The organism is Methanofollis sp., assembly GCF_028702905.1.
In the GTDB taxonomy this organism is placed as follows: domain Archaea; phylum Halobacteriota; class Methanomicrobia; order Methanomicrobiales; family Methanofollaceae; genus Methanofollis.
The window spans coordinates 13,371-39,222 of sequence record NZ_JAQVNX010000009.1 but is presented as its reverse complement, the minus strand read 5'-3'; the positions used below and the strand labels follow the sequence as shown (position 1 = coordinate 39,222).

Sequence of the window (25,852 nt, the reverse complement as noted above, 5' to 3'; positions counted from 1 at the left end):
ACGGCGTCACGGAGAGGAGTTTCCCGCGGGAGGTGGTCTTTTCGGCGGCAGCGGCGAGGTCGGCGAGATGGGCCCCGGCCCAGTCCGCGACCTCCTTGGCATGCACGATGTCGCGGGCGGCAAAGACCGGAGCGCGGGTCATGGCGTCGGAGAGGACCCTGACGTCGGCCCCTCCCGCCTTCGTGATAGCGGAGGCGCCCCTGTTGGCCGAGGCGACGAGCGCGCCCTCTGTCGTCGCGAGGGGGAGCCAGTAGGTGCCTTCCGCGTACTCGCCGTTGATCTTCAGGGGTCCGGCGACGCCTACCGGCACCTGGACGGCGCCGATCATGTTCTCGATGTTCCTCTTCACCACCCTGTCGATGCCGATGGAGAAAGTGCCGAGCGCACCGAGATCGGCCCCGCTCTCACCCTCGATATACTCGCGCCTCACCCTGACGGCCTCTTCGGGCGGGAGTTCGGCCTCCAGGGCGTAGAGTTTGAGAGTTCCATTTTTTAGTCTTGCGAGAGCATCATCCATGAGATCAGTATCGGGATTTTTGGGGATAAAGATGCACGGTGAGGACGGCGACGAGATCTGGTGCCTGCGAGTGGCAAAGAAGCATGCGGAAGAGGCGAGACGGGACCTGATTGCACGTGAACTCCTGGACAGGGCCCACAGGCCGCGGGCCGAGGGGGACGACCTCCTCCTGCCCCTCCTGGAAGAGACGGACGGGGCTGAAAAGGCGGTCTTCGCCGCCTTCCCCAGGCGGGAGGAACTCCCCCGCCACGAACTCGTCGGCGGGATCGCGATCCTCATGGAGGAAGACAGCGACGAGGCCGAACGGGTGCTCCATTCCCGCCCCTCCCTCCACACTGTCCTGTACCCGACAAGCCCGGTGGAGGGGGAGTTCAGGACGCGGGAGTTTGCGATCCTTGCCGGGGAGGAGACGACGCGGACCGTCGTCACCGAGCACGGCCACCGCTTTGCGGTGGACCTTGCGCACGCCTACTTCTCGGCCCGCCTCTCCACGGAGAGGCAGCGTGTACAGTCCGCGATGCGGGAGGGCGAGCGTGTTGTCGACATGTTCGCGGGCGTCGGGCCTTTCGCGATCTCCCTTGCCGACCAGGCCTCCCTGGTCATCGCCGCTGACCTCAACCCCGCGGCCGTCTCCCTGCTCTGCGAGAACATTGCGATGAACAGGAAAAAGAACGTCCTGCCCATGCTCGCCGACGCCGCCCATCTTCCCGGCATCTTCGGTCGGACCTTCGACCGGGTGATCATGAACCTCCCGATGGAGTCCTCCCACTTCCTCTCCGCCGCCTTCGCCCTCTGCAGGCCGGGCGGCACCATCCACTTCTACGCTCTCCAGGACGAGGAAGGGAAGTACCTCGATGCCATCCGCGCCTTCCCTGTTGCGGAGGTCGCCGAGAGACAGGTGCGGAGTTATTCGCCGGCCGAGTGGCACGCGGTGTACGATATCGTGGTCGGGGAATGATCCCCTGTTTCTGGAAAATGGGCTATTTTGTGGCTCTGTAGGGCCATCGCGTAGAGCGATCACTTTACGAAGAGAACTCTGTAGATATCCTGTTCTGGAGTGCCTGTGCCGGGGGACTACCTCGAAAGCCTGATGGCTTTTTCATGCTCCCTTCGGTCGCAGCCACCGGACCTCGAAAATCAAAGATTTTCTCGACCTCCTTCGGTCGTCCCCGCTCAGGATAAGCGTGGATACGGCAATCTCCCTCCTCCGGATGTCCAGTTTGCTCTTCCCCGGGCCTATCTTAAGTTGGGGTCCGGGGGCAGCGCCGCCGGCGTGAAGATGTGGGAAGGGGTGATGATCAGGCGTGCCGCCCCGACCGCAGAATCTTCACCACCGTCTCGCACCGGGGGGCGGCAATTGAACAGTATCCTTCAGGTGCCCTGTTGCAAGGAGAGGAATCAAGTATCCCTCCGCACTCAGGAGAACTGCAACGAGAAATTTTCATCACGTATGCTTGAGCCAGGGGTTCATGCCTGATTCTACAGAGCCATAAAAAGCGCATATCTGGTGGCGCCGCCGCATCCATGACGGCGCCGACTTTTTTGGATCGGAGTTTTGTGTTCTGAAAAAAAGGAGGACTCGGGGCCTTACATCGGCACGAACTTCGTGCCGTAGTAGATGACGCCGCTCTCGCCCTCGGTGCCGAGCCTGCGGAAGACAGACGTGACCGGCATGCCGATATAGGCCTCCTCAGGTGAGCAGACGATCTGCGCCGTCATCCTCGGCCCCTCGTCGAGTTCGACGATGGCAAGGACGTACGGGGTGAGTTTCGCAAACTGGTCGCTTGCCGACCTGATCACCGAGAAGGTCACGATCTTTCCTGTACCCTTGAAGGTGTGCTCGGTGATCTTCCCCTCGCGCCGGCAGGTCGGGCAGAGGTTCCGCGGCGGGAAGAAATACCTGCCGCAGGTCTCGCAGCGCGTCCCCTCCAGGTTGTAGCGCTGCGGGATCTTTCTCCAGAAACGTGGTACCGACATTTCAGTCCCTCCCGAAGATGTGGACGGCGACCGTCGCGCCCGTGCCGCCGACATTGTGGGTCATGCCGATCTCGGCCCCGTCGATCTGCCTCTTTCCGGCCTCGCCGCGGAGCTGAAGGACCGACTCGCAGACCTGTTTGATACCTGTCGCCCCGACAGGGTGGCCGCAGGCCTTCAGCCCGCCGCTCGTGTTCACCGGCAGTTTGCCGCCGAGGGCGGTGATCCCTTCCTCGGTAAGCTTCCCTGCCTCGCCTTTCTTGCAGAACCCGAGATCTTCGATGGCGCAGATCTCGGCGATGGTGAAGCAGTCATGGACTTCCACAAAGTCGATGTCCTTTCTTTCGAGCCCTGCCATCTTGAAGGCCCGGTTGCCCGCGGCCACACTTGCGTCCAGCGTCGATATGTCGCGGCGGTCGTGGAGGGCGATGGTGTCGCTCGCCTGTGCCGTCGCCAGCACCTTGATCGGCGTATCGGTGAACTTCTTCGCTATCTCCAGAGGTGCGACGACCACGGCTGCGGCGCCGTCGGAGATCGGCGAGCAGTCGAAGAGCCGCAGCGGATCCGCGACAAGGGTCGAGTTCAGCACAGTGTCGATGGTGATCTCCTTCTGGAACTGTGCGATCGGGTTCCTTGCGCCGTTGTAGTGGTTCTTCACCGCAACCTGCGCGAGCTGCTCGCGGGTGAGGGGATAGCGGTGCATGTAATCGTTTGCGATCATCGCATACAGACCCGGGAAAGTCGCCCCGACAAAGCCCTCCCACTCGCGGTCTGCAGCGCCGGCAAGGGCGTCTGTGGAGAGGCTCGTGTCCACGTCTGTCATCTTCTCGACGCCCGCGGCGACGACGATGTCTGACATCCCGCTTGCAACCGCGGTCACGGCGTCGCGGAAGGCGAGCCCGCCCGATGCACAGGCCGCCTCGACCCTCGTCGCCGGGATATGTTCGGTCGCAAGACCGGAATAGTCGGCGATAAGGGCGCCGATGTGTTCCTGCTCGATGAACCGGCCGGCACTCATGTTCCCGACGTACATCGCGTCGATCTGTTCACCTGCAAGGTTGGCGTCCTCGATCGCCTGAACGCCTGCCTCGACAATGAGGTTCCTGAAGGAACGGTCCCACCACTCGCCGAATTTGGTGCATCCGATCCCGATAACTGCTACGTCTCTCATTTTTGCACCATGATCTTACCCTTGTGTTTGGCGTACTGTGCGTAATCGAGATAGATCGGGTTGGCCAGGAGTTGCTCCACAGAGGGGGCCGCTGCCCTGTCAAAGACATCTGTGTCCGTGATCCTGTCGGTGACCGTGATGTCGAAGGCGTCGCTCCCTGCACCCGAGCCGAAGGAGGTCACGAAGACGTGGTCGCCGGGCTTTGCGATATCGAGGGTGGCGGCAAGCCCGACCATCGAGGCACCCGAGTAGGTGTTGCCAAGGCGCGGCACCACAAGGCCGGGTGCGATCTGCTCGCGGGTGAAGCCGAGCATGCCGGCGACCCTCTGGGGGAACTTCGCGTTCGGCTGGTGGAAGACCGCATAGTCGTAGTCCGAGGGCTTCGTCCCCATCTGTTCGAGCATCATCAGGGCCGCGCCCTGCACATGCTTGAAGTAGCCGGGGTCGCCGGTGAACCGCCCGCCGTGGCGGGGGTACGCCTGTCCCTCACGCCGCCAGAAGTCGGGCGTATCTGTCGTGTACGAGCAGGTGTGGTTGATCTCGGCGATGGGATCGTCCTTCCCGATGATCATTGTGGCCCCGCCCGCGGCGGCCGTGTACTCCAGGGCGTCGCCGGGCGCGCCCTGCGCCACGTCGGCGCCGACGGCGACGCCGTACCTGACCATGTCGCTCCCGACAAGGCCCATGCAGGTCTGCACGGCTGCCGTGCCGGCCTTGCACGCGAACTCGTAGTCGGCCGCAGTCATCACGGGTGTTGCCTGGATGGCCGCCCCGACCGTTGCCGCCGTCGGTTTGACGGCATAGGGGTGGGACTCTGACCCGACATAGATGGCGCCGATCGCGTCGCGGTCGACGTCTCTCCTGCGGAGTGCGTTGCGTGTCGCCTCGACGGCGATCGTGGCGGTGTCCTCGTCCATGTCAGGGACCGATTTTTCCCTGACTCCGAGGCCACCTGAGATGTCTTTGGGGTTGTCGCCCCAGACCCGGGCGATCTCCTCGACTTTGATCCGGAAGCGGGGTACATATGCCCCGTACGTAATGATGCCTACCATTCCTTTTCCCTCAAGGTGTTGACAATAGATTCGACGTCCATCGATGTGCACAGGACGGTTATCCGGTCCCGTTCAGCGAGGCGGGGAACGAGCGGGTGAACCTGCTCCACCTCCAGTCCCTGGAGGATAACGCAGCGCGGCTTGAAGGGGGTCACCCGGATCGCCACAAAGGGAGATTTCCCGGTCGAGACATTCGTGAAAATGAGTGCACGCTCCGTGCTCCACCCGTAGATCCTGTTGAACTCGTTTGCAGAGAGTTGCAGGATCGCATTGAGGCTGTTGACCACGGTATACCCGAAGATCGAGAGGTCGAGGGTGCCGCAGAGTGCGCGGGCGCCGATGGCCTTCGCGAGATCGGTCAACTGGACTGCGGAGGCGTAGTCGTGGATGTCGTAGATGACATCCTCGTCGATGTTAGTGAAGAGAATTCTCGAAAACCGCTGGATATGTCTGCCGCCGTTCTCCTCGTCGATAGTGAGGATGGCGTCGACGATCTTGCCGACGACGGCGGTTCCGGGGCTTTTTCGCCTTCCTCCCTCATAGTCGGATATGACGGAAGGGGAGACGCCGAGCCTCTCTGAGAGTACCCCCTGGGGGATGTCGAAACTCATGCGCCACTTTTTTAGCGCTTTCCCCGGTGAGTCCGAGAGCGTAATCTCACCTGCCATCTTCTCAGCAAGCTGCGTACGCAGTTCGGAGTTCATGGTTGTAGATATCAATCACGCACATTAAAAAATTAACGAATCGCACATCGACAATCTACGAAATTTTCCGATTGATAACTCATATATAGGATGCATCTCAATTGTGGTGTGTATGATGGATGCAGGAGATCTCCAGTGCCTGAAGGTCGTTGCGCTCATGGGCGGCCTGCGGAGCTCAGCCTGGATGTCCTCACAGTCCCTGGCAAATGCCCTGAACATCAGCCCGCAGACGGCATCCCGTCGCCTGAAGTCACTCGAAGCAACCGGACTGATCACGCGCACCGTCAGGCCTGACGGTCAGTATGTCGCCGTCGCCCCTGCCGGGGAGGAGGAACTGCGGCATGAGTTCTCGGCGTACACGCGGATATTTTCGCCGGAGGGAGGTTACTATATCCTCAAAGGGACAGTGATCAGCGGCCTTGGCGAGGGGCGGTACTATATCGACCACCCCCAGTATCGTGAGCAATTCCTCGAAAAACTTGGATTTGATGCCTATCCCGGCACGCTCAATGTTCGCCTGGACCCTGAAAGTGTCCGGGTGAAGCGCCGCCTGGAAGGGCTGATCTGGATAGGGATCGAGGGCTTCGAGGCCGACGGCAGATCTTTTGGAAACGCACGATGTCTCCCGTGTAGAATCGGGGACTGCCCGGGTGCGATCATCGAGCCCGGACGGAGTCACTACCCTGAAGAGATCATCGAGATCATCTCGCCGGCTCCTTTGCGCGAGACATTTGGACTGCATGACAACGATAGTGTACAGGTGGAGGTTACCCATGATTGAAGACGCATGTGCCGCCCTGAAGGCGGGCAAATTTATTCTGCTCTATGACTTTGACGACCGTGAACGCGAGACCGACCTTGTTATCTGCGCCGAGGCCGTCACCCCGCACGACGTGCTGACGATGCGGAAAGATGGCGGTGGCCTCATCTGTACCGCCGTTCACCCCGAAGCTGCAAAGAGGCTCGGCCTCCCCTTCGCCTCCGACCTGCTCCGCGACTTCGAGGCCGTGGAGCACCTCGGCGACATCCCATACGATCGTAAGAACCACTCGTCCTTCTCGATCTGGGTGAACCACCGGAGCACCTATACCGGCATCCCTGACCGCGACCGTGCGACGACCATCAATGCCATCGCCGACCAGGTACACAAGTCCCTCAACGGCGGCGGGCACGACTTCAAGGCAGAGTTCAGGACTCCCGGCCATGTGGCGCTCCTCCGGGCCGCCGAAGGGTTGCTCGACGTCCGCAGGGGCCAGACCGAGCTTTCGATCGCCCTCGCCGCCATGGCCGGGGTGACCCCGGCCCTTGTCGTCTGCGAGATGCTTGACGACGAGACCGGTCTCGCCCTTTCCAAGGAAGACGCACAGGCCTATGCCCGCGACCATGGTCTGGTTTTCATCGAGGGAAAAGAGGTTCTCGAACAGTGGGAAGAGAGATCTGCCTGATCGTCGCGTTTTTGCTTGTTTGCTTGATCGGGCCTGAAAATTGGGATGCTCACTCCTCCCCATTTTGAAACTGTTCCAAAGTTGTGGCAGGTCTTGATCGAAAAACGTAAAAACTATATGTTCTCGAATTTGAATATTTCATATGAAAAAGGATGCCGTAGCCTACCTTACCACGCGGAAAAGGGGCGACCCGGAGCATCAAAAAGAGATCATTGATGAATTTTGCAAATATCGGTTTACCGTTAATAAATTCTTCAGTGATCATCGAATGACCGGTACCGCCCCCAGGATGCGCGAGGGCTATCAGCAGATGCTTGAATATGCACGGGAAAACAGGGTTGAACACCTTCTTTTTCCTGATCTCCCCGCTCTTGCAAAAAATCTGGAGTTCGAGGTTGAGGAGTTGAGGTCCCTTGTCGAAGAAGGTTTTGTCCCCTACTTTGCGAAGGATGACTTTTTCGGCTACCCTGACGACCCCGAACTCAGGATCATGGCTGTCAGGAATTTTGTCGAGTACATGGCCCCCTGCATGGAGACGATGAAGAAGGCGGCCCGCACTCCGGCACGTCCAGAGTCCGGGCCCCGGGGTACTATCGGGCGGCCACGCGCCCTGAACGACGGGCAGATCGAGGCACTGATCACCGTCCGCCGTTCCGGCACCAGCATCTCCCAGATCTGCCGGATGTTCAGCGTGAGCAGGAGCACGGTATCCAAGATCCTTGCAGAATATCCTGAACTCAAGGGCGAGTGGAAGGGGAAGCGTTCTCCGGCCGAAGGCGTCGAGAGCGAGTAATACTTTTTTTCGAGCGTCACCTTTCCCTTGCGAGAAGGGGAAGGCACGCTCCCTATCGGATCATGGGAAATCCCCGCATGGGGTCAGGGAAGAGTGAACAAGGGATTCAGAAGAGGGCTCTGTAGAATCGGGCATGAACCGAGAGCACACCTCAAGCATACCGCATGAAAATCTCTCATCGCGGTTCTTCGGGATATGGAAGGACCGGCTTTGTAGAAAATCTCATGCTCGGGTTGATGTATCCCCATAATCCTATGAAGAAGAGTGTGAGGTTCCCCCTCCCCAAAAGTTACGCGCCGGGGGCTCCTCGAAAATCTACGATTTTCTCAAGCTCCTTGCAGTCGCATCCCCGGAACCCCGGGATTGCGGTAGGGGTGGGAAGGCAGCGGGCTGATCATTCAAAAGGTGTTTCAGTCATCTGCATATCAGTTATTTGGGGGGCTCAATGCGATCAAATCATCATTCAAACCTGGAGAGCCGATATTCTGGATCATTTTCATGGTAAACCCTTATATTGAGGGTTTTCCCTGAGTCTGATCGGGGCAATTTCCAACCCCGCTCCCTTCCCCTCCCCGGCAGCGGGGGGAGCCGGGAGGAGGAACATTACCTGCAATCATAACCGGGGCTCTGGGGGCGTTGAGTCCTGTCGGATTCCACTCTGTTCTGCCCACGGCCGCCGGTATGCCCGGATCGCCGGATCTCCGTGATATGGCCCTGAACAAGAGGTGGGACCCCCCGATTAGAGGCAAATGCAGACGTATTCGACCCGGGCCGTGTCTCGCGGGGCCACACCCTCCTGCCCTACAGGCACCACAGGGATAGGATCTGGGGCCTTCCTGAGTGCAAAGGACCAAAAAAAGTTTAGATGGTGATCTGGGCAAGCGCCTCATAGGCCATCCGGCGGTACACGTCGAGATTTGTGGCGTAGTGCTCCCCGGCAAGCTTCGAGTCCTCGGTCGTCCCGAAGGTTTCGAGCCTTTTCAGGGTGCTCTCGGCGGCGTCAAGGACCCAGCAGTTCCTCATCTCCTTGTCGACGACCGTCACCGACTCGGCCCGCACCGAGACGAAGACCCGGCCGTCTGGCGCTTCGTAGACGCTCGGCTTTCCGACGACTGCGACGAATGCCGGAGGATCGATCTTCGAGACCTGCGTCATCGCCTCCTGCTGGAAGGAACTGGCGGAGACAAAGAAGGTCCCTGTCGGGTCGGAGACGCGGATCTGGTAGAAGATGTTCTGGTCGCCCCGCTTTTCCTTCTGGGTCATCGACCCGATGATCAAGACCCTGTTGCACCTCTCCCCTGTCGGGAGGAGGACATAGGTCGGGCTCTTCTCGTCCTCTCCGTCCTTGAAGTGGTAATGTGCCTCGCGCAGTTCGGCCGCGAAGACCCTGCGTGCCGGCTCGCGCTGGTAGCGCGGCGTGAAACGACTTTCACTCTGCATGTGACTCGCCTCCGATCTGGTTGAGAAGTTCTGTATGCCGGTCTGTATCAAAGGAGAGTGGTCTGCATTCCTTTACAAGGAGAGTGTCGCCGAGGTCGCTCCCTGAACAGGCGAAGTAGCGGCCCATCACGGCATCCCTGATCTTGTAGAAGACGTCGTCCAGCCCGAGGGGGCTCTCCTGGGCGATAGTTACCGCCTCGTCGAGAGAAAGCCCGGTGACCGCCTCGACGACATCCTTCTGCATGAGGATATTGTGTGCCGTCGTCCCGTCGTCGAGCACCCCCTTGATCCTGATATCATATCTGAAGTTGTCCTGGACCTCGTGGACAGGGCAGTAGTTCCGCTTCGAGAGGACGCGGTTGCACCCCTCCACAGGGCAGCGCTTGACAAGGCCCGATCCCGGACCTACATTCACGATAGCCCCTGTGACGGTGGCCGCGCCGGTTCCGACGGTGATCTCGGCCTCTTCGTCAGGGAAACACTTTGCGCCGTTGAGGGTGATGGAAAGCCGCCCCTGGTACTCGTCCACAGCTGCGTAGAAGATGTTATAGACCATCCCCGGTTCGAGCCGCTCCATGCCCTCCTCTTTCCAGATGGTGAACTTGATCGTGCCCGACTCGTCGCCGACGATGCCGGTCTGGAGGATCCGCTCGTGCCGCGCTTCCCATTCCTGGACCATCTTCACCTTCACGCTGGCGACGCCCGGCCGCAGGTCGGAGATCCTGACCATTTGCGGCATGATCGGGACCTCCTTCTCGATCGCCGTGATCGTCGTCCCGCTGTGGAAGTTCAGTTTCGGCGTGCCGCGGTACTCGTCCACGACCGCGGACTCGATCCTGTACCACTGCCCCTCTTCCATCTGGGGCGCCTTTGCCCTTTCCCAGGCCGTGAACTGGATCGCGCCCGTAGCGTCGGCGATGGTCCCGCTCTGGCTGATCGCGGCTGAGGCCGGCTTTGCGACACCGACGATCTTCCCCTCTACAGTCGCCCATTCGCCAGGAAGAAGAGACCCGATCTCGCGCATCTCTGAGGACGCGGCCGGCATGGACGCGAGGTTGTGATCGCGTGCGAGGTTCTCGGAGACAGTCTTCTCAGCCTCAGTGAGGTTGACGCCGAAGTCCTCGACGAGGGTTCGGAGTTTCTTTTCCGCCTCTGCGGGGTCGATTTTGACCTTCTGCGACTCGAACTTTCGGGAGATTCTTTGTGCTGCTTCAGATAGATCCATCTACATCTCCAGATGAGCATTGTCACCGCCCGATATAAAGTGTGAGGGGCGGAGGGTGAAAGTTGGTACAGGCCCCCTGTTGCACTTTTAAGTACTGGAGCGACCAACCTCTGGGTATGGCGATTACCGCTGACAGTACGATCCTGGAACTCCTCCAGGCAAAGCCCGAAGCTGCGGAAGTCCTGATGCGTTTCGGCATGGGGTGCCTTGGCTGCGCCATTGGCAGAGGCGAGAGCATCCGGCAGGCCGCGGATGCCCACGGGATCCCGCTCGAAGAACTCGTTGCCGCGCTCGGCATCCAGGAGTAAAATTATTTTTCCGGCTTCCCTCTGAGGGAAGTCCGGTATTTTTTCAGTTCTCCGAGCGAAGCCTCGGGGTTCCGCCGCAGGTATGCGGCGACCGCGGGCTCGTGGAGGAGGGTGCAGCGGCTGCAACTCCAGACCGTTCCGCATGACGAACTTTCGACCTCATCGCCGAGGTCCCTATCCCCGCAGGGGTAGAACGGGCAGTAACAAAAGTCGCAGGTCTGCCCGGGGAAGTGACAGGGATAGTAGGGACACCCTTCAGGCCGCCATTCAACCCAGTGGTCGCCCCCGTACCGGGAAAAAATGAAAAATGATGGTTTATCCCGGACAATCCTCTCCTGCTGGCGGGCAAGCGCCTCCTGCACTCCCTGGAGGACGGCGGCATAGACCCGCCTGCCGATCCCGGTAAAGGTGCCTGCATAGGTGTGGGCCGTCTCACCCTCGCAGGCGACCGCCACCGCATCGGTGGTCGTGCCGGTGAAGTCGTACCCCATCAACCTGAGTGCCTGCGCCTTTGCCTCCGTGGCGGTGATGATCGTCTCCAGGAGGGCGCCGTCGGAGAGGCCCTCCCGCGAGGTTACGATGATATTGATCGTGTGGGGGCGCCCGGGGTCAGGGTCAGGGTCGGGGTTCGGGTTCGTGACGCCTGCCGTGACAAAAGCCGTGATAAAATCGTACTGCAGGACACAGAGATACTGCATCGGGACAGCGGTCAGGAGGCCGAAGAAGTCGCCGCCGATCCCGGCCAAGGCAGCGATCTCCCGGAGATAGCGCGGGGGGTCGGCATGGTCGAAATTTTCCGGGACCGTGTGATTGAATATCGTCGACACTCCCCTGACCCCGCCGCCGATCCCGGTGCTCGCGGCCCTGAAGGTTCCCCGCACAAAAAGGGTGTCACGGGTGTGGTAATATCTCATGCAACGGTGTACCTGACCCTATCTTTGAGTTCCTGCTGTTTCCCGGCATTCCAGCCGGAGACGTCCTGAAGGTATCCGGTGACCCGGCTGATCTGGGTGACGTCATGGGAGCCGCATTCCGGGCAGACCGGGGCACCGCAAAGGGGGCAGTACTCGATCCCCGAGACGATCTCGTGGGAACAGTGGGTGTGGTCGAGGGGGCACATGATCTCAAGCTGGGTCTCGCCGCAGACCGGGCAGGGATCGGTTCCGACCACATGGTTGCAGGTGTGGCACTTGTACCTGCGCTCCTCGACCGGGATGTCAGACAAAGTCCTGTATTTTTTTGCCAGCGCCAGTTGCTCGTCGCTCCACTGCATGCTTAATCCTTCCTGCTGAAATTATTAAAGGGTGCTTCTTTCGGCCGGTTGCCAACGATAATCATAGAATGGTCGGTTCCTGCCTCCCATATCCTCAGATCGTAAGTTTTTATAATGTTATATTGTTACCCTATACCTATGCATTTAATGAATCCCGTTATCAGCCATCACAGGGGATTGAAAAAGGGGGAAAGGAATTATAACAGACTCTTCCTGCTCGCCACCCTCCTTCTTCTCTTCGGATGTGCGGTTCCGGCTTCTGCCGCTGTCTTCTCTCATGGAGGAAACGGATCCGGCGTCCCCGGTCTGCCTTCCCTGCTGGGGCCGGCCTCAGAAAACGAGGAACCTGCCCCTGTGATGACCGCGGTCGTTGAAGACATGGATCCCCTCTCCCTTTATGCGGCTCAGGCCCGGGGGGCCGTGGACGAGATCTCGGATTCTCTCGCGTCCGCCGGGAATGGTACGGGCGTGTCCGATGTCACTGCCTTTCCCCTCATCACTGACCCGGATCTTGCTGATCCCGGTTATCTGGCGCGCCCGATGGGCGTGAAGGTCGAGGTCGTTTGCCCGGCCGAAGGCAACCACCTCCAGAATACCCTGTGGTGGTACGAAAAGGATGCGACGACGATTGCCAGGGCCCTCTATGGGGGGGAGATAAAGGAGAAGCCCGGCTTTGTCGCCGTCGTCTTCAGGAAGGCTGACGGGAAGGGCACCTGCATAAAACTCGTCCTGAATGCGGTCGACGTCTCCACACCCCTCCTCACGAAAGATGATACCTATATCCGGAATATCGACTGGTCTGTGGCGGAGATCGCGAAGGGGGTGTCGATCGCCGGCTACGAACCACCTGAATCCGCAGCACAGGGGTCGGCGGGGGCTGGAAGCGACGCATCATCCCGGGCTATGGCTGCTGATGCCCTGAAGGCCGAGGTTGCCGACGGTACAAACGTGATGACTGGAAAGATCAGCGAGATCTCCCGTGCAGCAGAGATGGAGGACTATGCCGCGGTTGCCCGGTTCTCCGACGAACTTATCGGCATTGCCCGGGACCGGGAAAAGACCATCCAGTCCTGCACTGTCCCGCCCGAGTGCGCCCCTGCCTTCAGCGAATACGGTGCAGGGCTCGGGAAGTACCAGGAGGCGGGGTCTCTCCTCTGGTACGGTGCGACCTTCAGTGATGCCGACGCGTTTGCCCGCGGGAATGATTGCCTCGTCCAGGGTCAGGCCCGCCTTAACTGCGCCCTTGAACGTCTCTCTCTTTCGGCGCCTGCTCTGAATACGCAGGTGATCACCGCGCAGTCTCTGTACCCCAGCGCTCTCGCTCCCCTGGGTCGGTACAAATTCAAGGATGCGCCTGAGGGGAACACGATCTCGGTGAAGGTCGGACCGGTCACACATCTGGACCGGTACACCACGGAGAAGGGCGGCATAGTGACCGAACACCTGTCGCCGTATGGGAAGGAATTCCTCTGCGTTCTCGTGGAGATCAACCATCTCGGGTACGGAGGCAAGGGTAGCCAGAAGTTCAAAACCCCGAAAGCATCGGCGTTTACACTCCTTCTCGGCGGCGACAGGTACCTCCCGAAGCAGCCTGAAACCTCCTATGTCGAGTGCGTCGGTTCCGTCTACTCTGATGTGACCCTCAACCGCAAGGACCGGGTCGTCGGGTATCTCGTCTACGAGGTCCCGGTTTCTTCTGACCCCGCGTCTGGATATCTTGAAGCCAACCTCGGCAAGGGCGGTTCTCCCATCTGGAGACTGGGCTGATCGGGCCTCAAAAAATACTATTCTTTTTTTGAAATATTTTGCACACCTGGCTGTCACCGGGTGCCGGAGCGGTGTTCTGCCCTGGTGGTGAGAATTGATGGTAAAAGTGATGGTGGTCAGGCAGGGACAGGCCCTGCCTGCCGCCTCAGAGGACTCATAGGGTTCGTCAGCGCCGGATGTTCCGGCTCGGAACGGTCGTTCTCATCATCGGCGGTAGGGTGCGTAGGCCCGTGCTGCGGCTGCCGGGTCTGCCGCGCCATAGATGGCCCGGCCGACGATCATGCCGTCGACGAGGGGTGCGACCTCTGCGGGGTCGCCGCCCTGTGCCCCGATGCCCGGGGAAAGGATCTTCTTTTTTCCGATGAGGGCGCGGAGGGCCTTCACTCTTTCGGGCCGCGTCGCCGGCGCGATGATACCGTCGGCGCCGGTCTGTGCGACGATCTTGCAGAGCCGCTCGGGCACGCCCTCGGAGAAGAAGGTGAGCGCGCCGGGGTGGCTCATCTCGGCGACGACATAGCACTCCCCGTCGTGGGCATGGGCGGCGTCGACACAGGCGGCGACAGAGTCAGGGCCAGGGAAGCCCTGGGCGATCACCGCGGAGAAACCGGCCGCGAAGGCCTGCTCGCAGATGAGGGTGTTGGTATTCGGGATATCGGCGACCTTGAAGTCGGCGATGAGGGGAAGCCCGAGGCCTGCGAGGTCGCGGGCGATACCGAGGCCGGCCGCGAGGACGAGGGGGTAGCCGATCTTGATTGCATCGACTTCCCTTGCGCAGGCCGCTGCGATGGTGAGTGCGGATGCCCGTTCGGTAACGTCGAGGGAGAGGACGAGGTCAGTCATGTTCCAGCCTCTCCAGGACTGCTGCGGCGATGAGGGGGAGGTTGATCGTCGCATCGCCATAGACGGTGATTGCGGCCGCGTCTTCGTTGATCTTGCCCCATGACTGAGCTTCGGAGAGCGTGGCGCCGGAGAGACCGCCGAGGTCAGGGCGGTCGCCGGTGAGCTGGATCGCGTAGTCGAAGCCCGAGGGGGTGATCATCTTGTTCTGGAAGATGAAGTTCTTCGGGACGCCGCCGCCGACAAGGAAGGCGCCGGCGTGTTCGGCTGCATAGCAGCGGTCGATGATGTCGTGCATGTCGCCGAAGGTGTCGACGACGATGTGGTGAGTCTGGTTGTAGAACCAGAACTGCATGCCGAGCATCGAGTCCTGGACCGCCGGGCAGAAGACAGGGACGTCGTTCTTTGCCGCGGTTGCGAGGATGCCGTGGTCGAGGTGCTCACCGATGTGGCGGAGGAGGCCTGAGATGGTGATCACGGATTTATCCGGGATATCGGAGAGGCAGTCCTGCATGAACTCCTCGAAACGGATGAAGGCCTCGTCGGGGAGGAAGATGTCGTAGATGCGGTTGATCTCCTCTTCTCTCAGTTTGATGTCATCGCAGGTCGAGGTGCCGTGGTAGTGGTGGCAGCCGATCGCCTCGATCGTGTCGTGGGTGAGGTTTGCCCCGGTCGAAACGAGGATGTCGATGTGTCCCTTCTCGATGAGTTCGCTGACGATCCCGCCCATGCCGGCAGGGACCATCGCCCCGGCAAGCCCGAAGTACTTCGTCGCCTTCTCGTCCCGGAGCATTTTTTCGTATATGTCGGCCGCTTTTGCGAGTGCTCCCCCGTTGTAGGCTCCTGCTCCGCCAATTGCGAGGACAAGTTCGTTTGCCGTCATCCCTGCCGAAAGTCTGACCTGTCTGACAGGATCGCCGCATTCATCCAAGTTGCATTCCATAGGGCACCAGATTCCTTATGATATTGTCCTGCAATCCATTAACAGTTTTGACCCGGGACACTGTCATGAAAAGAGGCGTGAGGTGGATCAAAAAAATATGGCGGTGTATCTCAGATCCCCCCACGGTTCTGCGGTGTCGGGCGGCGACGTCCCGCATCATGCAGTATCTATATGGAGATTCAGGGGAGGTGAAGCCCTTTTCTCCCCTATGATTGATGTAGTCCTTTTCCTGTAGGGCCCGGGTCCGTGCCGGCCCCTGGTGTCCATGCTGGTGCTTCTCAGGTACGAACTGAAGATGGTGGTGTGTCTAATGCTTGCGTGCCTTACATCGCAGACCGATAGATGGCCGCGATCTCGTCCTTTGTGGCCCGGCGCGGGTTGGTCAGGCCACAGATGTCTTTCATGGCATTGTCCACCAGGGTCGGGATGTCCTCCTCCTTTGCACCGAGTTCCTTCACTCCCGCCGGGATACCGACGTCGACCGAGAGTTTCTTGATGGCATCGATCGCCTTGTCGGCCGCTTCGATGGTGGAGAGCCCTTCGACGTTCTCGCCGAGTGCCTTGGCGATGTCGACGAAGCGCTCGGGTGCTGCGATGAGGTTGAACTTCTCGACGTGCGGCAGGAGAATGGCGTTGCAGACGCCGTGTGGCAGGTTGTAGAAGCCTCCGAGCTGGTGGGCCATCGCGTGGACATAGCCGAGGCTGGCATTGTTGAAGGCGATGCCCGCGAGGTACTCGGCATGGGCCATCATATCGCGGGCGACCATGTCGTCACCATTGGCGACGGCAGGCCGGAGGTACTTCGAGATGATCTCTATTGCCTTGATGGCTGCTGCGTCCGTGGTCGGGGTGGCAATGGTGGAGACGTAGGCCTCGACTGCGTGGGTGAGGGCGTCCATGCCTGTGGCGGCGGTGAGTGCGGGCGGCATGCTCTTCATCAGTTCGGGGTCGTTGATCGCGACATTGGCGTTCATCTTCCAGTCGACGAGGGCCATCTTGACGTGCCTGCGGGTGTCGGTGATGACGGCGAAGTTGGTCATCTCCGAGGCGGTACCCGCCGTGGTGTTGACGGTGATGAAGGGCGGCAGGGCCTTGGGGACCTTTCCAGCGCCTTCGTAGTCGTAGATCGTCCCACCGTTGGTGGCGATGATCCCGACGCCCTTGGCGCAGTCCATCGGGGACCCGCCGCCGACGGCGACGATCATGTCGCAGCCTTCCTTTGCGTACATCTTAGCACCTTCGTGGACAGAGACGTCAGTCGGGTTTGGCTCAGCGCCGGCGAAGATTGCCGATGCAACGCCTGATGCCTGAAGGAGGTCGGCGATGTTCTTGTTCAGTGCCTGACCATGCTTGCCCTTGCCAGAGACGATCAAGGCCTTCTTGGCGTTGAGCATCTTTGCCCAGGTTCCGATCTCCTTGACTGCTCCAGCGCCCATGAGGGCAACTACCGGGTTCAGATATGTGTATACCATATTTGCCACTCCATTGAGGGCACCATTCCTGGCGCCCTATGAATCAACCCTTCCTGTCAGGGGATATAAAATGTACTGGTTTAATCTCAGGCCTATGTCCTTTTATATGATTTATTTATAATTATTAATCCTTAAATTTTATATCTGGCCAATAAACGGGGTCTGATTTGTGAAAGATGTCATGCATATGGCAATTTGAATCATCATGGTTTATTATGCATATTTTCTGTCTCTGTGCCTATCTGATATAATAAATCGTGACAAATGCCCGATTCGGGGCTGAAAATCCTGTATTTCTGGGGTGGGTGTGATCCTGATCCCTGCGCTCCCCCCGGGATCAGTGGGGACCGTCTGTTCTCTCCCCTGTCTTCCCTGTTCTGGCTGTCCGGGGACGGCTCCGGGGTCTCGGGATCAGATAAAAAATCGATTTTATGTGGTGCGGCCAGAGGCGGTGCAGAAAAAAGAAGGGTTTCTGGTTTTATTTGAAGTAGACGCCGACATCACGCAGTTTTCCGAAACGTGCGATGTTGATGACGAGAGGCGTGATGGCCTCGACGTACGGTGAGACGGCGAGGGGGCCGGCGTCCACGGCCTTGAGCTCTGAGATCGAGTTGACGAGTTCCATGACCTCTGCCTTGGCATCGGCATGGTCAGAGCAGACACAGACCGAGTAGTCGAGGGGTTCGGAGAGCTGCTGCCACTTGCCGGCAGGGATGTTGTTGAAGGCCGCGACGATCTTCGAGTTGGGCAGGAGTTTCTGGAGTTTCAGGGCCGCAGATCCCTCCTCGGGCGGGTTGTACTTGAAGAAGTCGGCCCTGACCATCGGGTTCATCAGGCTGATGACCGTCTTGCCCTCGAGGCCCTGGAGGGACTCGATCGTCCTCTCCAGATTCTCTGCCGGGATGGAGAAGACGACGACATCAGCCTGGTCGACGACGCCCTGGTTCGTGGTCGGGACGAGGTCGAAGGGGAGGCCGAGCACTTTGAGCGCATAACTGCAGAGTTCGCAGGCCGCCTGGGCCTTCTCCTCAAGCCTGGACCCGATATAGACGGTCTGGTTCTGTGAGAGCCGCAGTGCCATTCCCTGTCCGATGCCACCGGTGCCACCGATGATTCCTACTTTCATGGTCGATGCGTATTTCACCGGTTGTTATTAGTGTTTCCGATTGGTAATCTTTCCAATATGCCTAAATAGACCGTAAAAATTGTGAAGAATCCTGAAAATATATGTTCCAACCTTTTATCGACAATCAGAATGGGATGTGGGCTCTGATTGATATCGAATCCCTTATATCCCCCTGGCCAGTGGCAGGGCCTTTCAGCCTCACCCTCGTCGGTGCTGGTCGGTAAAATATGCTCATATGTGGGCCGGATCGGGTGCGCGCCCGGCCCATGGGGGATTTGTGCTGCCGGCCCCATGGCTTTTTCCTGAATGGGCAAAGGAGATATTTTCAATTTTGTGTATTATTATATAAATAAGATATATCATTTATACTGTTTAATCATGAAAAATACCGATTTCTATGGCCTGATCAACAGGTGTAAATACTTGTGGGTTTTTGATTAATTAAACCCAATTCATATCAATATCAAGGAGGGTTGAAAACGACAGAGACACAGGAACAAGTGCCAACGGTGCGGCAGGTAATTGGGACCTATCCAGCGGAACCAAGGTATCTGCTTGCAGCGTTGCAGGATATCCAGGCACAATACAGTTATATCTCGGTCGAATCGATGCGGGAAGTCGCCGATTATCTTGGCGTCCCTGAAAGCCGGGTTTTTAGCGTCGCCACGTTTTATCAGGCCCTGAGCCTTGTCCCCCAGGGCAAGAAGGTTGTCAAGGTCTGCAATGGGACGGCGTGCCACCTTCGCGGTGCGCCCGGCCTTGTCGATGCAATCGAGAAAGAACTCGGCGTCAAGAATGGTGAGACGACCCCTGACGGGATCTTCACCATTCAGACGGTGAACTGCCTGGGCGCATGTGCGATGGCGCCTGTCATCATGATCAACGAGCGGGTCTATGGGAAGGTGACCATCTCCCGGATCCCGGAGATCATCGAGGAGGAGAGGAAAGATGCGCTTCGCAATGATTAAAGACCTTGAAGACCACCGGGCCGGCCTCATCGCCGGAGAACCCGATATCCCGTACATCCGGGTCTGTGCAGGTCCAGGATGCCTTGCGAACGGGAGCATGAACATCTACAACGCCCTCCTCGCCTATGTGGATGAGAAGGGGTTGAAAGTGGATGTGGACCTGAAGGCCGAGGCGACTGGTTGCCAGGGCTTCTGCGAACGCGGGCCTCTTGTCATGCTCAGCCTGAAGAGGGGCGAGGACGAGATCTTCTACCAGCATGTCAGGGAGAAGGACGTCCCTGATATCATAGAAAAGACCGTCCTTACCGGTGAACTCGTGCAGAGGCTCCTGTACCGCGACCCGGCGAAGAAGCAGACTGTCACGTCGCCGGACGGGATCCCGTTTTATTCCCATCAGAGGCATGTCGTTCTGAAGAACCTCGGGCGGATCAACCCCCTTTCTCTTGACGACGCGATCCGGGCCGGCGTCTATGCCGGGCTCGGCCGGGCGCTCGCCATGGAGCCTGCGGAGGTCGTGAAGGTCGTGAAGGACTCCGGCCTCCGCGGACGCGGCGGCGGCGGTTTCCCGACAGGGGTGAAATGGGAGTCTGCGGCGATCGTCGACGCCCCGCAGAAGTTTGTCGTCGTGAACGGCGACGAGGGCGACCCCGGTGCGTTCATGGACCGTGCGGTGATGGAGGGCGACCCCCACACGATGCTCGAAGGCCTTGCCATCGGCGGCTATGCGATCGGTGCCACTCGTGGCATTATCTATGTGAGAAACGAATACCCCCTCGCCGTCGAGCACCTCCGCGTCGCCATCGACCAGGCGCGGGAGGTCGGCCTCCTCGGGAAGAACATTCTCGGCAGCGGCTTCGACTTCGAGATCGAGATCGTGCGGGGCGGCGGCGCCTTTGTCTGCGGCGAGTCCACGGCCCTGATGACCTCAATCGAAGGGCGGGCCGGTGTGCCGCGGGTGAAATATATCCGTTCCACCGAGAAGGGTCTCTGGGACCTGCCTGCGGTCCTCAACAATGTCGAGACCTGGGCCAATGTCCCGCAGATCCTGCTCAACGGGGCCGACTGGTTCAGGGCCATGGGCACACCGAAGAGCACGGGCACGAAGGTCTTCTCTCTTGTCGGCAAGGTCAAGAACAGCGGCCTTGTCGAGGTCCCGATGGGCACGACCCTGCGGACGATCATCTTCGAGATCGGCGGCGGGGTGCTGAATGACCGCACGTTCAAGGCCGTGCAGACCGGCGGCCCCTCGGGCGGCTGTCTACCGGCGAGCGAACTCGACCGCCCTGTGGACTTCGACCAGCTCAAGGCCGCGGGCTCGATGATGGGTTCTGGCGGCATGATCGTGATGGACGACCACACCTGCATGGTCAATGTCGCCCAGTACTTCGTCGACTTCCTGGTGGAGGAGTCGTGCGGTAAATGCACGCCCTGCCGCGAAGGGTTGAAGGCGATGCAGGGCCTCCTCCACGGCCTCACCTCGGGCACGGCCCGGCCTGGCGACACCGTCCTCCTGAAGGAGATCGCGGAAAATGTCAGGGACACCGCGCTCTGCGGCCTCGGGAAGACGGCGGCGAACCCTGTCCTCTCGACGATGCACTGGTTCCCCGAGGAGTACGAGGAGCACGAGAAGGAGGGCTTCTGCCGTGCAGGCGTCTGCAAAGGCCTCTACGCCCTGGAGATAGATCCAGAGGTCTGTACAGGCTGCACCCTCTGTGCAAAGGTCTGTCCTGTCAATGCGGCAACCGGCGAAAAGAAAGAGCCCCATGTCATCGACAGGAAGGCCTGTGTCACCTGCGGCTCGTGCCTGGACGTGTGCCGTTTCAAGGCGATCAAGGTTGTGCGGAGGGGTGAGTGATCATGATTGACGTGACAATTGACGGGCAGAAAATAGAGGTTGAGAAAGGTACGACCGCCCTGGAGGCGGCCCGTGCCCTGGGCATCGAGATCCCGACCCTCTGCAACCATCCGGGCCTGCCGCCTGACGGCAACTGCCGCCTCTGCCAGGTGGAGGTCATCGACCGGGGGAGAAAGAGCCTTGCCATCTCCTGCATGTACCCGATCCAGAGGCCTGTGGAGATCCTCACCGACACCGGGGACGTGAGGAGAGCGAGGAAATTTGTCATCCAGCTCCTTCTTGCCCGTGCGCCAAAGTCGCCCGTCCTCCAGAGGCTGGCCGACCAGTACGGCGCCGAGCCCCTGGACGAGCGTTTTGTCCAGACCGGAGAGATCGATCTCTGCATCAGGTGCGGCAGGTGTGTGCGTGCCTGCGCCGAACTCGGCCCCGACGCCATCGACTTCGTCTGGCGCGGCTGGGATAAAGAGGTGAACACCCCCTTTGGGGAGCTCTCCAGGACCTGCACGGGCTGCGGCTCGTGTGCCGAGGTCTGTCCGACAGGTGCGATCCTGATCACCGAGAAGGGAGGGACACGGACCATCTGGGGCCGCACCTTCGAGCTCGTGGCCTGCGAGATCTGCGGCGATCTTTTTGCGACAAAAGAGCAGCTCGAAGCGGCGAAGCCTGAGTTCGAGCAGAAAGACGCGAGGATCCTCTGCCCGCGGTGCCGCAAGGTCGCGGAGGCAAGGGCCATCGCCCTCTCCGGTGGAGCGCAGGACGGGGATGTGTGAAGGGTTAATCAAACCCCCTCTTACCTTCCGGGAATGTAATGGCTGGATATTAACAAAATCCACATAATCTTTCATTAAAAATTGAATTTTCGTCCTGATAATGGACAACCATTATAGAAATGTTTAAACGTGGTTCCCTCTTAAAGGTCGATTATAGGAGTGTATTACAATGGAGAAAACTGAGAGCCTGCTGCTGATCACCCCTGAGCGGTGCATCGGCTGTGGGACCTGCGAACTGGCATGCTCGCTCGGGCATGTGGGTGAATTCAAGCCGACCGTCTCGAACATCTCTGTCCTCAGGTTTGAGGCCGGAGTGAATGTGCCGATGACCTGCCTGCAGTGCGACAAGCCTGCATGCGTCGCCGCCTGCAGGACGGGCGCCCTTCACAAGGACGTCGAGACCGGCCTTGTCGGTATCGACGGTGCCAGGTGCATCGGGTGCCGGATGTGCGTGATGGCCTGCCCCTTCGGCAACATCGCATACAGCGCTGCGGCAAAGCATCCGCTGAAGTGCGACCAGTGTGGCGGCAGCCCGATGTGCGCCGAGTTCTGCCCGGCAAAGGCCATCGAGTACCTGCCGGCCGACACGGCGACAGTCCAGAGGAAGAAGGCATTTTCGGCAAAAATTGCTGCCGGTCTCTCGGAGGTGAATGTATAATGTATGGCTGGACAGGAACAGTGCTCCGTGTCAACCTGACTGAGGGCACGATCACGAAGGAACCTCTCGACAAGGACGCCGCAGAGAACTACATCGGCGGCAGGGGCCTTGGCGAGAAGTACTTCATGGACGAGGTCGACCCGAAGGTGGACGCCCTCTCGCCCGAGAACAAACTCATCTTTGCGACCGGCCCCCTGACAGGGACGATGGGCATCTCGACAGGGCGCTACGATGTCGTCGCCAAGGGCCCGTTGAACGACACCCTCGCTTCCTCGAACTCGGGCGGCTACTTCGGCCCGCAGATCAAATACGCGGGATATGATCTCATCATCTTCGAGGGAAAGGCTGCAAAGCCGGTCTATCTCTGGATCAACAACGACAAAGTCGAACTCCGCGACGCCTCCCACCTCTGGGGGAAGACTGTCTACGAGACTGACGACGCCGTGAAGGCCGAAACCGATCCCGAAGCGGAGGTCTCCTGTATCGGCCCGGCAGGCGAGAAACTCGTCCTCTACTCCTGCATCATGAACGACAAGCACCGTGCGGCCGGGCGGACCGGCATCGGTGCGGTGATGGGTTCCAAGAATCTCAAGGCCCTCGCCGTCCGCGGCACAGGCGGGATCAAGATCGCTGACAAGGAAGGTTTCCTCGGTGCTGTCCGCACTGCACGGAAGAAGATCGCGGACAACCCGGTTACATCCCAGGGCCTGCCGACTTTCGGCTCCAACATCCTGGTCAATATCATCAACGAGAGCGGTGCGCTTCCGACAAAGAACTGGCGCGAGGCCTATGATCCCAATGCTGACAGGATTTCGGGCGAGACCCTCACCAAGAACCATCTCCTCCACAACAAGGGTTGTTCGGCCTGTGTCATCGGGTGCGGGCGTGTTGCCCGGGCCCGGGGCAAATACAACGAAATCGGTGAAGGCCCTGAATACGAATCAGCCTGGTGCTTCGGCTCTGACTGCGGTATCCACGACATGGACGCCGTTCTGAAGGCGAACTTCCTCTGCAACGAACTCGGGCTGGACACCATCACGATGGGCTCGACGATCGCGTGTGCGATGGAACTCGTCGACATCGGTGCCCTGGACCCGGCAAAGACCGGTTACGACCTCAAATTCGGCAATGCCGATGCGATGGTCGCCCTGACCCGCGCCACCGCCTACCGCGAGGGCTTCGGCGACGAACTCGCCGCGGGCTCGTACCGCCTTGCCACGAAGTACGGCCACCCCGAACTCTCGATGACCGTCAAGAAACAGGAGATGCCGGCCTATGACCCGCGTGCGATTCAGGGCATCGGTCTGGAGTACGCCACCTCGAACCGCGGCGGTTGCCATGTGCGGGGCTACACCATCTCGCCCGAGGTGCTCGGCCTGCCCATGAAGATTGACCCCTCTGTCATCGAAGGGAAGCCCGAGATCCTCAAGATCTTCCAGGACCTCACCGGTGCCCTCTCTGCCTCGGGGACCTGCCTCTTTGCCTCCTTTGCGATCGGCGCCGACGAGATCGCCGCTGAACTGAAGGCGGCGACAGGGATAGACTACACCACCGAGAAGGTCATGGAGATCGGCGAGCGTATCTACAACCTGGAGCGGATGTTCATCGTGAAGAACGGCTACTCCGGGAAGGACGACGTCCTCCCCCCGAGGCTTCTCAACGACCCGATCCCGGCCGGGCCGGCAAAGGGCGGGGTCAACCGTCTCCCTGAGATGCTGCCGCACTACTATGCGATCCGGGGTTGGGACGAGAACGGCATCCCGAACAAGAAAAAACTGGAAGAACTCGGCCTGGCAGACCTGGCCTGAGCCCCTCTTTTTTGCTCTTCACAGGTTCTGTCGGCCCGAACGGCGCAGTTCCTCCTGAAAATCTCTTTATCTGGCCCTGATAGTACGGGCCTCTTACATCGCCTCTTTGTAGATGGCCATGACCTCTTCCTTGGTCGCTTTACGCGGGTTGGTGAAGTTGCAGATGTCCTTCATCGCGTTCTCGGCAAGGGTCGGGATGTCCTCCTCCTTGGCGCCGAGTTGTTTCACCCCTGCCGGGATGCCGATATCCGCGGAGAGCGTCCGTATGGCGTTGATGGCCTTGTTTGCTGCCTCGATGGTGGAGAGCCCTTCGACGTTCTCGCCGAGCGCCTTGGCGATGTCGACAAAGCGGTCGGGTGCTGCGATGAGGTTGAACTTCTCGACGTGCGGCAGGAGGATGGCGTTGCAGACGCCGTGCGGCAGGTTGTAGAAGCCGCCGAGCTGGTGGGCCATCGAGTGGACATAGCCAAGGCTGGCATTGTTGAAGGCGATGCCTGCGAGGTACTCGGCATGGGCCATCATGTCGCGGGCATGGATATCGTCGCCGTTGGCGACGGCCGGCCTGAGCCACTTGCCGATGAGATGGATAGCCATCAGAGCTGCGGCGTCTGTGGTCGGTGTTGCGATGGTGGAGACATAGGCCTCGACTGCGTGGGTGAGGGCGTCCATGCCTGTGGCGGCGGTGAGTGCGGGCGGCATGCTGACCATCAGTTCGGGGTCGTTGATCGCGACCTTCGGGGTCATCTTCCAGTCGACGAGGACCATCTTGACGTGCCGGCGTGTGTCGGTGATGACGGCGAAGTTGGTCATCTCAGAGGCGGTACCTGCGGTGGTGTTGATGGCGATGAAGGGCGGCAGCGCCTCTTTGACCTTGCCGCCGCCTTCGTAGTCATAGATCTTGCCCCCATTGGTGACGATGATCCCGATGCCCTTCGCGCAGTCTATCGGGGACCCGCCGCCGGTGGCGACGATCATGTCGCAGCCCTCTTTCTTGTACATCTCGGCGCCCTTGTGGACGGCGTTGTCCGTCGGGTTCGGTTCGGCACCCGGATAGATCACGTAATTGACGCCGGCCCCCTTGAGGAGGGCGCCGACCTCCTCAGCGAGTACTTTACCGTGCTTACCAATGCCGCAGACAATGAATGCCTTCTTTGCCCCGAGCATCTTTGCCCAGGTCCCTATATCTTTTACCGCTCCGGCACCCATGAGGGCGACCGGCGGGTTCAGATAGGTGGATGTCATCTCTTTTCCCCCCCTCACAGGCCCCCGCGGGGGGCCCTGCGATTGGTGACCCAATGTCTGCACAGATATATCATTTTGTTGGTTGCCGGGTAATTTTGCGGAATTCGTCGCGCGGGAATAGGTATAAATCCGGGAATTGCCACTGAAAAAAAATATTCAAGGCTTTTTTTCTTCGAGTCTATGGTCTATGTCGGTTTTTATGCCTTTATTCATGTATCATAGGATTTTAGGTTCTTATTATTGGCGGTGCAGCCCTGAACTGACCGAATGAAGGAGGAATGGTGGACTATCCGGCCCTGGAGATCACGAGATCCCTGGCTCTCCTACCCTGCAGAGGATGAGGAAAACGAGCGTGAAAGGTTCGAAGATTCCGGAGAGGGTGGAACCTCTCCCGGCAGATAGCCTCCCGAATATTACCTGAAATAAACTCCGACGTCCTTCAACTTGTTGAAACGTGCGATGTTGATGACGAGAGGCGTGATGGCCTCGACGTACGGTGAGGCG

24 protein-coding genes and 1 pseudogene are annotated in these 25,852 nt (G+C 59.6%); 11 read left to right on the top strand and 14 right to left on the bottom strand.

The window, feature by feature from the left end; all coding sequences use genetic code 11:
• Positions 1-517, bottom strand: a pseudogene (locus PHP59_RS02345) (3-hydroxy-3-methylglutaryl-CoA reductase); the annotation flags it as partial.
• Positions 518-548: 31 nt separating this feature from the next.
• On the opposite strand from PHP59_RS02345, the gene PHP59_RS02340 reads away from it, so the two are divergent.
• Positions 549-1,475: a methyltransferase gene (locus PHP59_RS02340; RefSeq protein WP_300162994.1), complete on the top strand. Its 927-nt coding sequence runs from the start codon at positions 549-551 to the stop codon at positions 1,473-1,475.
• 629 nt (positions 1,476-2,104) lie between these two features.
• On the opposite strand, the gene PHP59_RS02335 is transcribed toward PHP59_RS02340, so the two are convergent.
• From PHP59_RS02335 to PHP59_RS02320, 4 genes are read right to left on the bottom strand one after another with little or no spacing between them, the layout of a single operon-like run.
• Positions 2,105-2,494 (bottom strand): Zn-ribbon domain-containing OB-fold protein, encoded by a 390-nt coding sequence (locus tag PHP59_RS02335; protein WP_300162991.1) that lies wholly within the window; start codon positions 2,492-2,494, stop codon positions 2,105-2,107.
• A gap of 1 nt (position 2,495) precedes the next feature.
• The gene (locus tag PHP59_RS02330; RefSeq protein WP_300162988.1) at positions 2,496-3,662 is read right to left on the bottom strand and encodes a thiolase domain-containing protein; all 1,167 of its coding nucleotides are present in this window, start codon (positions 3,660-3,662) and stop codon (positions 2,496-2,498) included.
• Positions 3,659-4,714 carry a hydroxymethylglutaryl-CoA synthase gene (locus tag PHP59_RS02325; RefSeq protein ID WP_300162985.1) on the bottom strand — a complete coding sequence of 352 codons (1,056 nt, stop codon included), beginning with the start codon at positions 4,712-4,714 and terminating at the stop codon, positions 3,659-3,661. Before PHP59_RS02325 ends, PHP59_RS02330 begins: the two co-directional genes overlap by 4 nt.
• The gene (locus PHP59_RS02320) at positions 4,708-5,418 is read right to left on the bottom strand and encodes a helix-turn-helix domain-containing protein (RefSeq protein ID WP_300162982.1); all 711 of its coding nucleotides are present in this window, start codon (positions 5,416-5,418) and stop codon (positions 4,708-4,710) included. The genes PHP59_RS02325 and PHP59_RS02320 overlap by 7 nt, the downstream gene beginning before the upstream one ends.
• Positions 5,419-5,530: 112 nt before the next feature.
• Here PHP59_RS02320 and PHP59_RS02315 point away from each other — a divergent pair, with 112 nt between their 5' ends.
• The 3 genes from PHP59_RS02315 (at position 5,531) to PHP59_RS02305 (ending at position 7,656) form a co-directional block, all read left to right on the top strand.
• Positions 5,531-6,199 carry a DUF120 domain-containing protein gene (locus PHP59_RS02315; RefSeq protein ID WP_300162979.1) on the top strand — a complete coding sequence of 223 codons (669 nt, stop codon included), beginning with the start codon at positions 5,531-5,533 and terminating at the stop codon, positions 6,197-6,199.
• Positions 6,192-6,863 (top strand): 3,4-dihydroxy-2-butanone-4-phosphate synthase, encoded by a 672-nt coding sequence (ribB, locus tag PHP59_RS02310; protein ID WP_300162976.1) that lies wholly within the window; start codon positions 6,192-6,194, stop codon positions 6,861-6,863. The genes PHP59_RS02315 and ribB overlap by 8 nt, the downstream gene beginning before the upstream one ends.
• 142 nt (positions 6,864-7,005) lie before the next feature.
• Entirely contained in the window at positions 7,006-7,656 is a 651-nt protein-coding gene (locus tag PHP59_RS02305) for a helix-turn-helix domain-containing protein (RefSeq protein WP_300162973.1), read from the top strand.
• A gap of 861 nt (positions 7,657-8,517) precedes the next feature.
• On the opposite strand, the gene PHP59_RS02300 is transcribed toward PHP59_RS02305, so the two are convergent.
• Together PHP59_RS02300 and PHP59_RS02295 are read right to left on the bottom strand one after the other, a co-directional pair.
• Positions 8,518-9,096, bottom strand: a complete 579-nt coding sequence (locus tag PHP59_RS02300) for a nucleic acid-binding protein (RefSeq protein WP_300162971.1) — start codon at positions 9,094-9,096, stop codon at positions 8,518-8,520.
• A complete protein-coding gene (locus PHP59_RS02295; RefSeq protein ID WP_300162968.1) occupies positions 9,086-10,321 on the bottom strand; it encodes a nucleotide-binding protein in 1,236 nt (411 codons plus the stop codon). Before PHP59_RS02295 ends, PHP59_RS02300 begins: the two co-directional genes overlap by 11 nt.
• A 116-nt stretch (positions 10,322-10,437) precedes the next feature.
• Here PHP59_RS02295 and PHP59_RS02290 point away from each other — a divergent pair, with 116 nt between their 5' ends.
• Positions 10,438-10,629, top strand: a complete 192-nt coding sequence (locus PHP59_RS02290) for a DUF1858 domain-containing protein (protein ID WP_067046820.1) — start codon at positions 10,438-10,440, stop codon at positions 10,627-10,629.
• Positions 10,630-10,631: 2 nt separating this feature from the next.
• On the opposite strand, the gene PHP59_RS02285 is transcribed toward PHP59_RS02290, so the two are convergent.
• On the bottom strand, positions 10,632-11,543 hold the full coding sequence (locus PHP59_RS02285) for an adenosylcobinamide amidohydrolase (protein WP_300162964.1): 912 nt from the start codon (positions 11,541-11,543) through the stop codon (positions 10,632-10,634).
• The gene (nrdD, locus tag PHP59_RS02280) at positions 11,540-11,902 is read right to left on the bottom strand and encodes an anaerobic ribonucleoside-triphosphate reductase (protein WP_300162961.1); all 363 of its coding nucleotides are present in this window, start codon (positions 11,900-11,902) and stop codon (positions 11,540-11,542) included. Before nrdD ends, PHP59_RS02285 begins: the two co-directional genes overlap by 4 nt.
• Positions 11,903-12,370: 468 nt before the next feature.
• On the opposite strand from nrdD, the gene PHP59_RS02275 reads away from it, so the two are divergent.
• A complete protein-coding gene (locus PHP59_RS02275) occupies positions 12,371-13,669 on the top strand; it encodes a hypothetical protein (RefSeq protein ID WP_300162958.1) in 1,299 nt (432 codons plus the stop codon).
• Positions 13,670-13,873: 204 nt separating this feature from the next.
• On the opposite strand, the gene pyrF is transcribed toward PHP59_RS02275, so the two are convergent.
• The 4 genes from pyrF to npdG form a co-directional block, all read right to left on the bottom strand.
• Positions 13,874-14,509: an orotidine-5'-phosphate decarboxylase gene (pyrF, locus tag PHP59_RS02270; protein WP_300162955.1), complete on the bottom strand. Its 636-nt coding sequence runs from the start codon at positions 14,507-14,509 to the stop codon at positions 13,874-13,876.
• Positions 14,502-15,449, bottom strand: coding sequence for a deoxyhypusine synthase (locus PHP59_RS02265; protein ID WP_300162952.1), 948 nt, complete (start codon positions 15,447-15,449; stop codon positions 14,502-14,504). Before PHP59_RS02265 ends, pyrF begins: the two co-directional genes overlap by 8 nt.
• Positions 15,450-15,772: 323 nt before the next feature.
• Positions 15,773-16,921 (bottom strand): iron-containing alcohol dehydrogenase, encoded by a 1,149-nt coding sequence (locus PHP59_RS02260; RefSeq protein ID WP_300162948.1) that lies wholly within the window; start codon positions 16,919-16,921, stop codon positions 15,773-15,775.
• Between the two features lie 478 nt (positions 16,922-17,399).
• A complete protein-coding gene (gene npdG, locus PHP59_RS02255; RefSeq protein ID WP_300162945.1) occupies positions 17,400-18,047 on the bottom strand; it encodes an NADPH-dependent F420 reductase in 648 nt (215 codons plus the stop codon).
• Positions 18,048-18,547: 500 nt separating this feature from the next.
• Between npdG and nuoE the strand changes: the two genes are divergently transcribed.
• The 5 genes from nuoE to PHP59_RS02230 all read left to right on the top strand — a co-directional run bounded on the left by nuoE (position 18,548) and on the right by PHP59_RS02230 (position 24,106).
• A complete protein-coding gene (gene nuoE, locus PHP59_RS02250) occupies positions 18,548-19,015 on the top strand; it encodes an NADH-quinone oxidoreductase subunit NuoE (protein ID WP_300163003.1) in 468 nt (155 codons plus the stop codon).
• Positions 18,996-20,870, top strand: coding sequence for an NADH-ubiquinone oxidoreductase-F iron-sulfur binding region domain-containing protein (locus tag PHP59_RS02245; RefSeq protein ID WP_300162942.1), 1,875 nt, complete (start codon positions 18,996-18,998; stop codon positions 20,868-20,870). Before nuoE ends, PHP59_RS02245 begins: the two co-directional genes overlap by 20 nt.
• A gap of 2 nt (positions 20,871-20,872) precedes the next feature.
• Entirely contained in the window at positions 20,873-21,640 is a 768-nt protein-coding gene (locus tag PHP59_RS02240) for a 2Fe-2S iron-sulfur cluster-binding protein (RefSeq protein WP_300163000.1), read from the top strand.
• 169 nt (positions 21,641-21,809) lie between these two features.
• The gene (locus PHP59_RS02235) at positions 21,810-22,298 is read left to right on the top strand and encodes a 4Fe-4S dicluster domain-containing protein (RefSeq protein ID WP_300162939.1); all 489 of its coding nucleotides are present in this window, start codon (positions 21,810-21,812) and stop codon (positions 22,296-22,298) included.
• Positions 22,298-24,106, top strand: coding sequence for an aldehyde ferredoxin oxidoreductase family protein (locus PHP59_RS02230; protein ID WP_300162936.1), 1,809 nt, complete (start codon positions 22,298-22,300; stop codon positions 24,104-24,106). Before PHP59_RS02235 ends, PHP59_RS02230 begins: the two co-directional genes overlap by 1 nt.
• 93 nt (positions 24,107-24,199) lie before the next feature.
• Here PHP59_RS02230 and PHP59_RS02225 read toward each other — a convergent pair whose 3' ends face one another.
• Positions 24,200-25,348, bottom strand: a complete 1,149-nt coding sequence (locus PHP59_RS02225; protein WP_300162933.1) for an iron-containing alcohol dehydrogenase — start codon at positions 25,346-25,348, stop codon at positions 24,200-24,202.
• Positions 25,349-25,852: the final 504 nt, after the last annotated feature.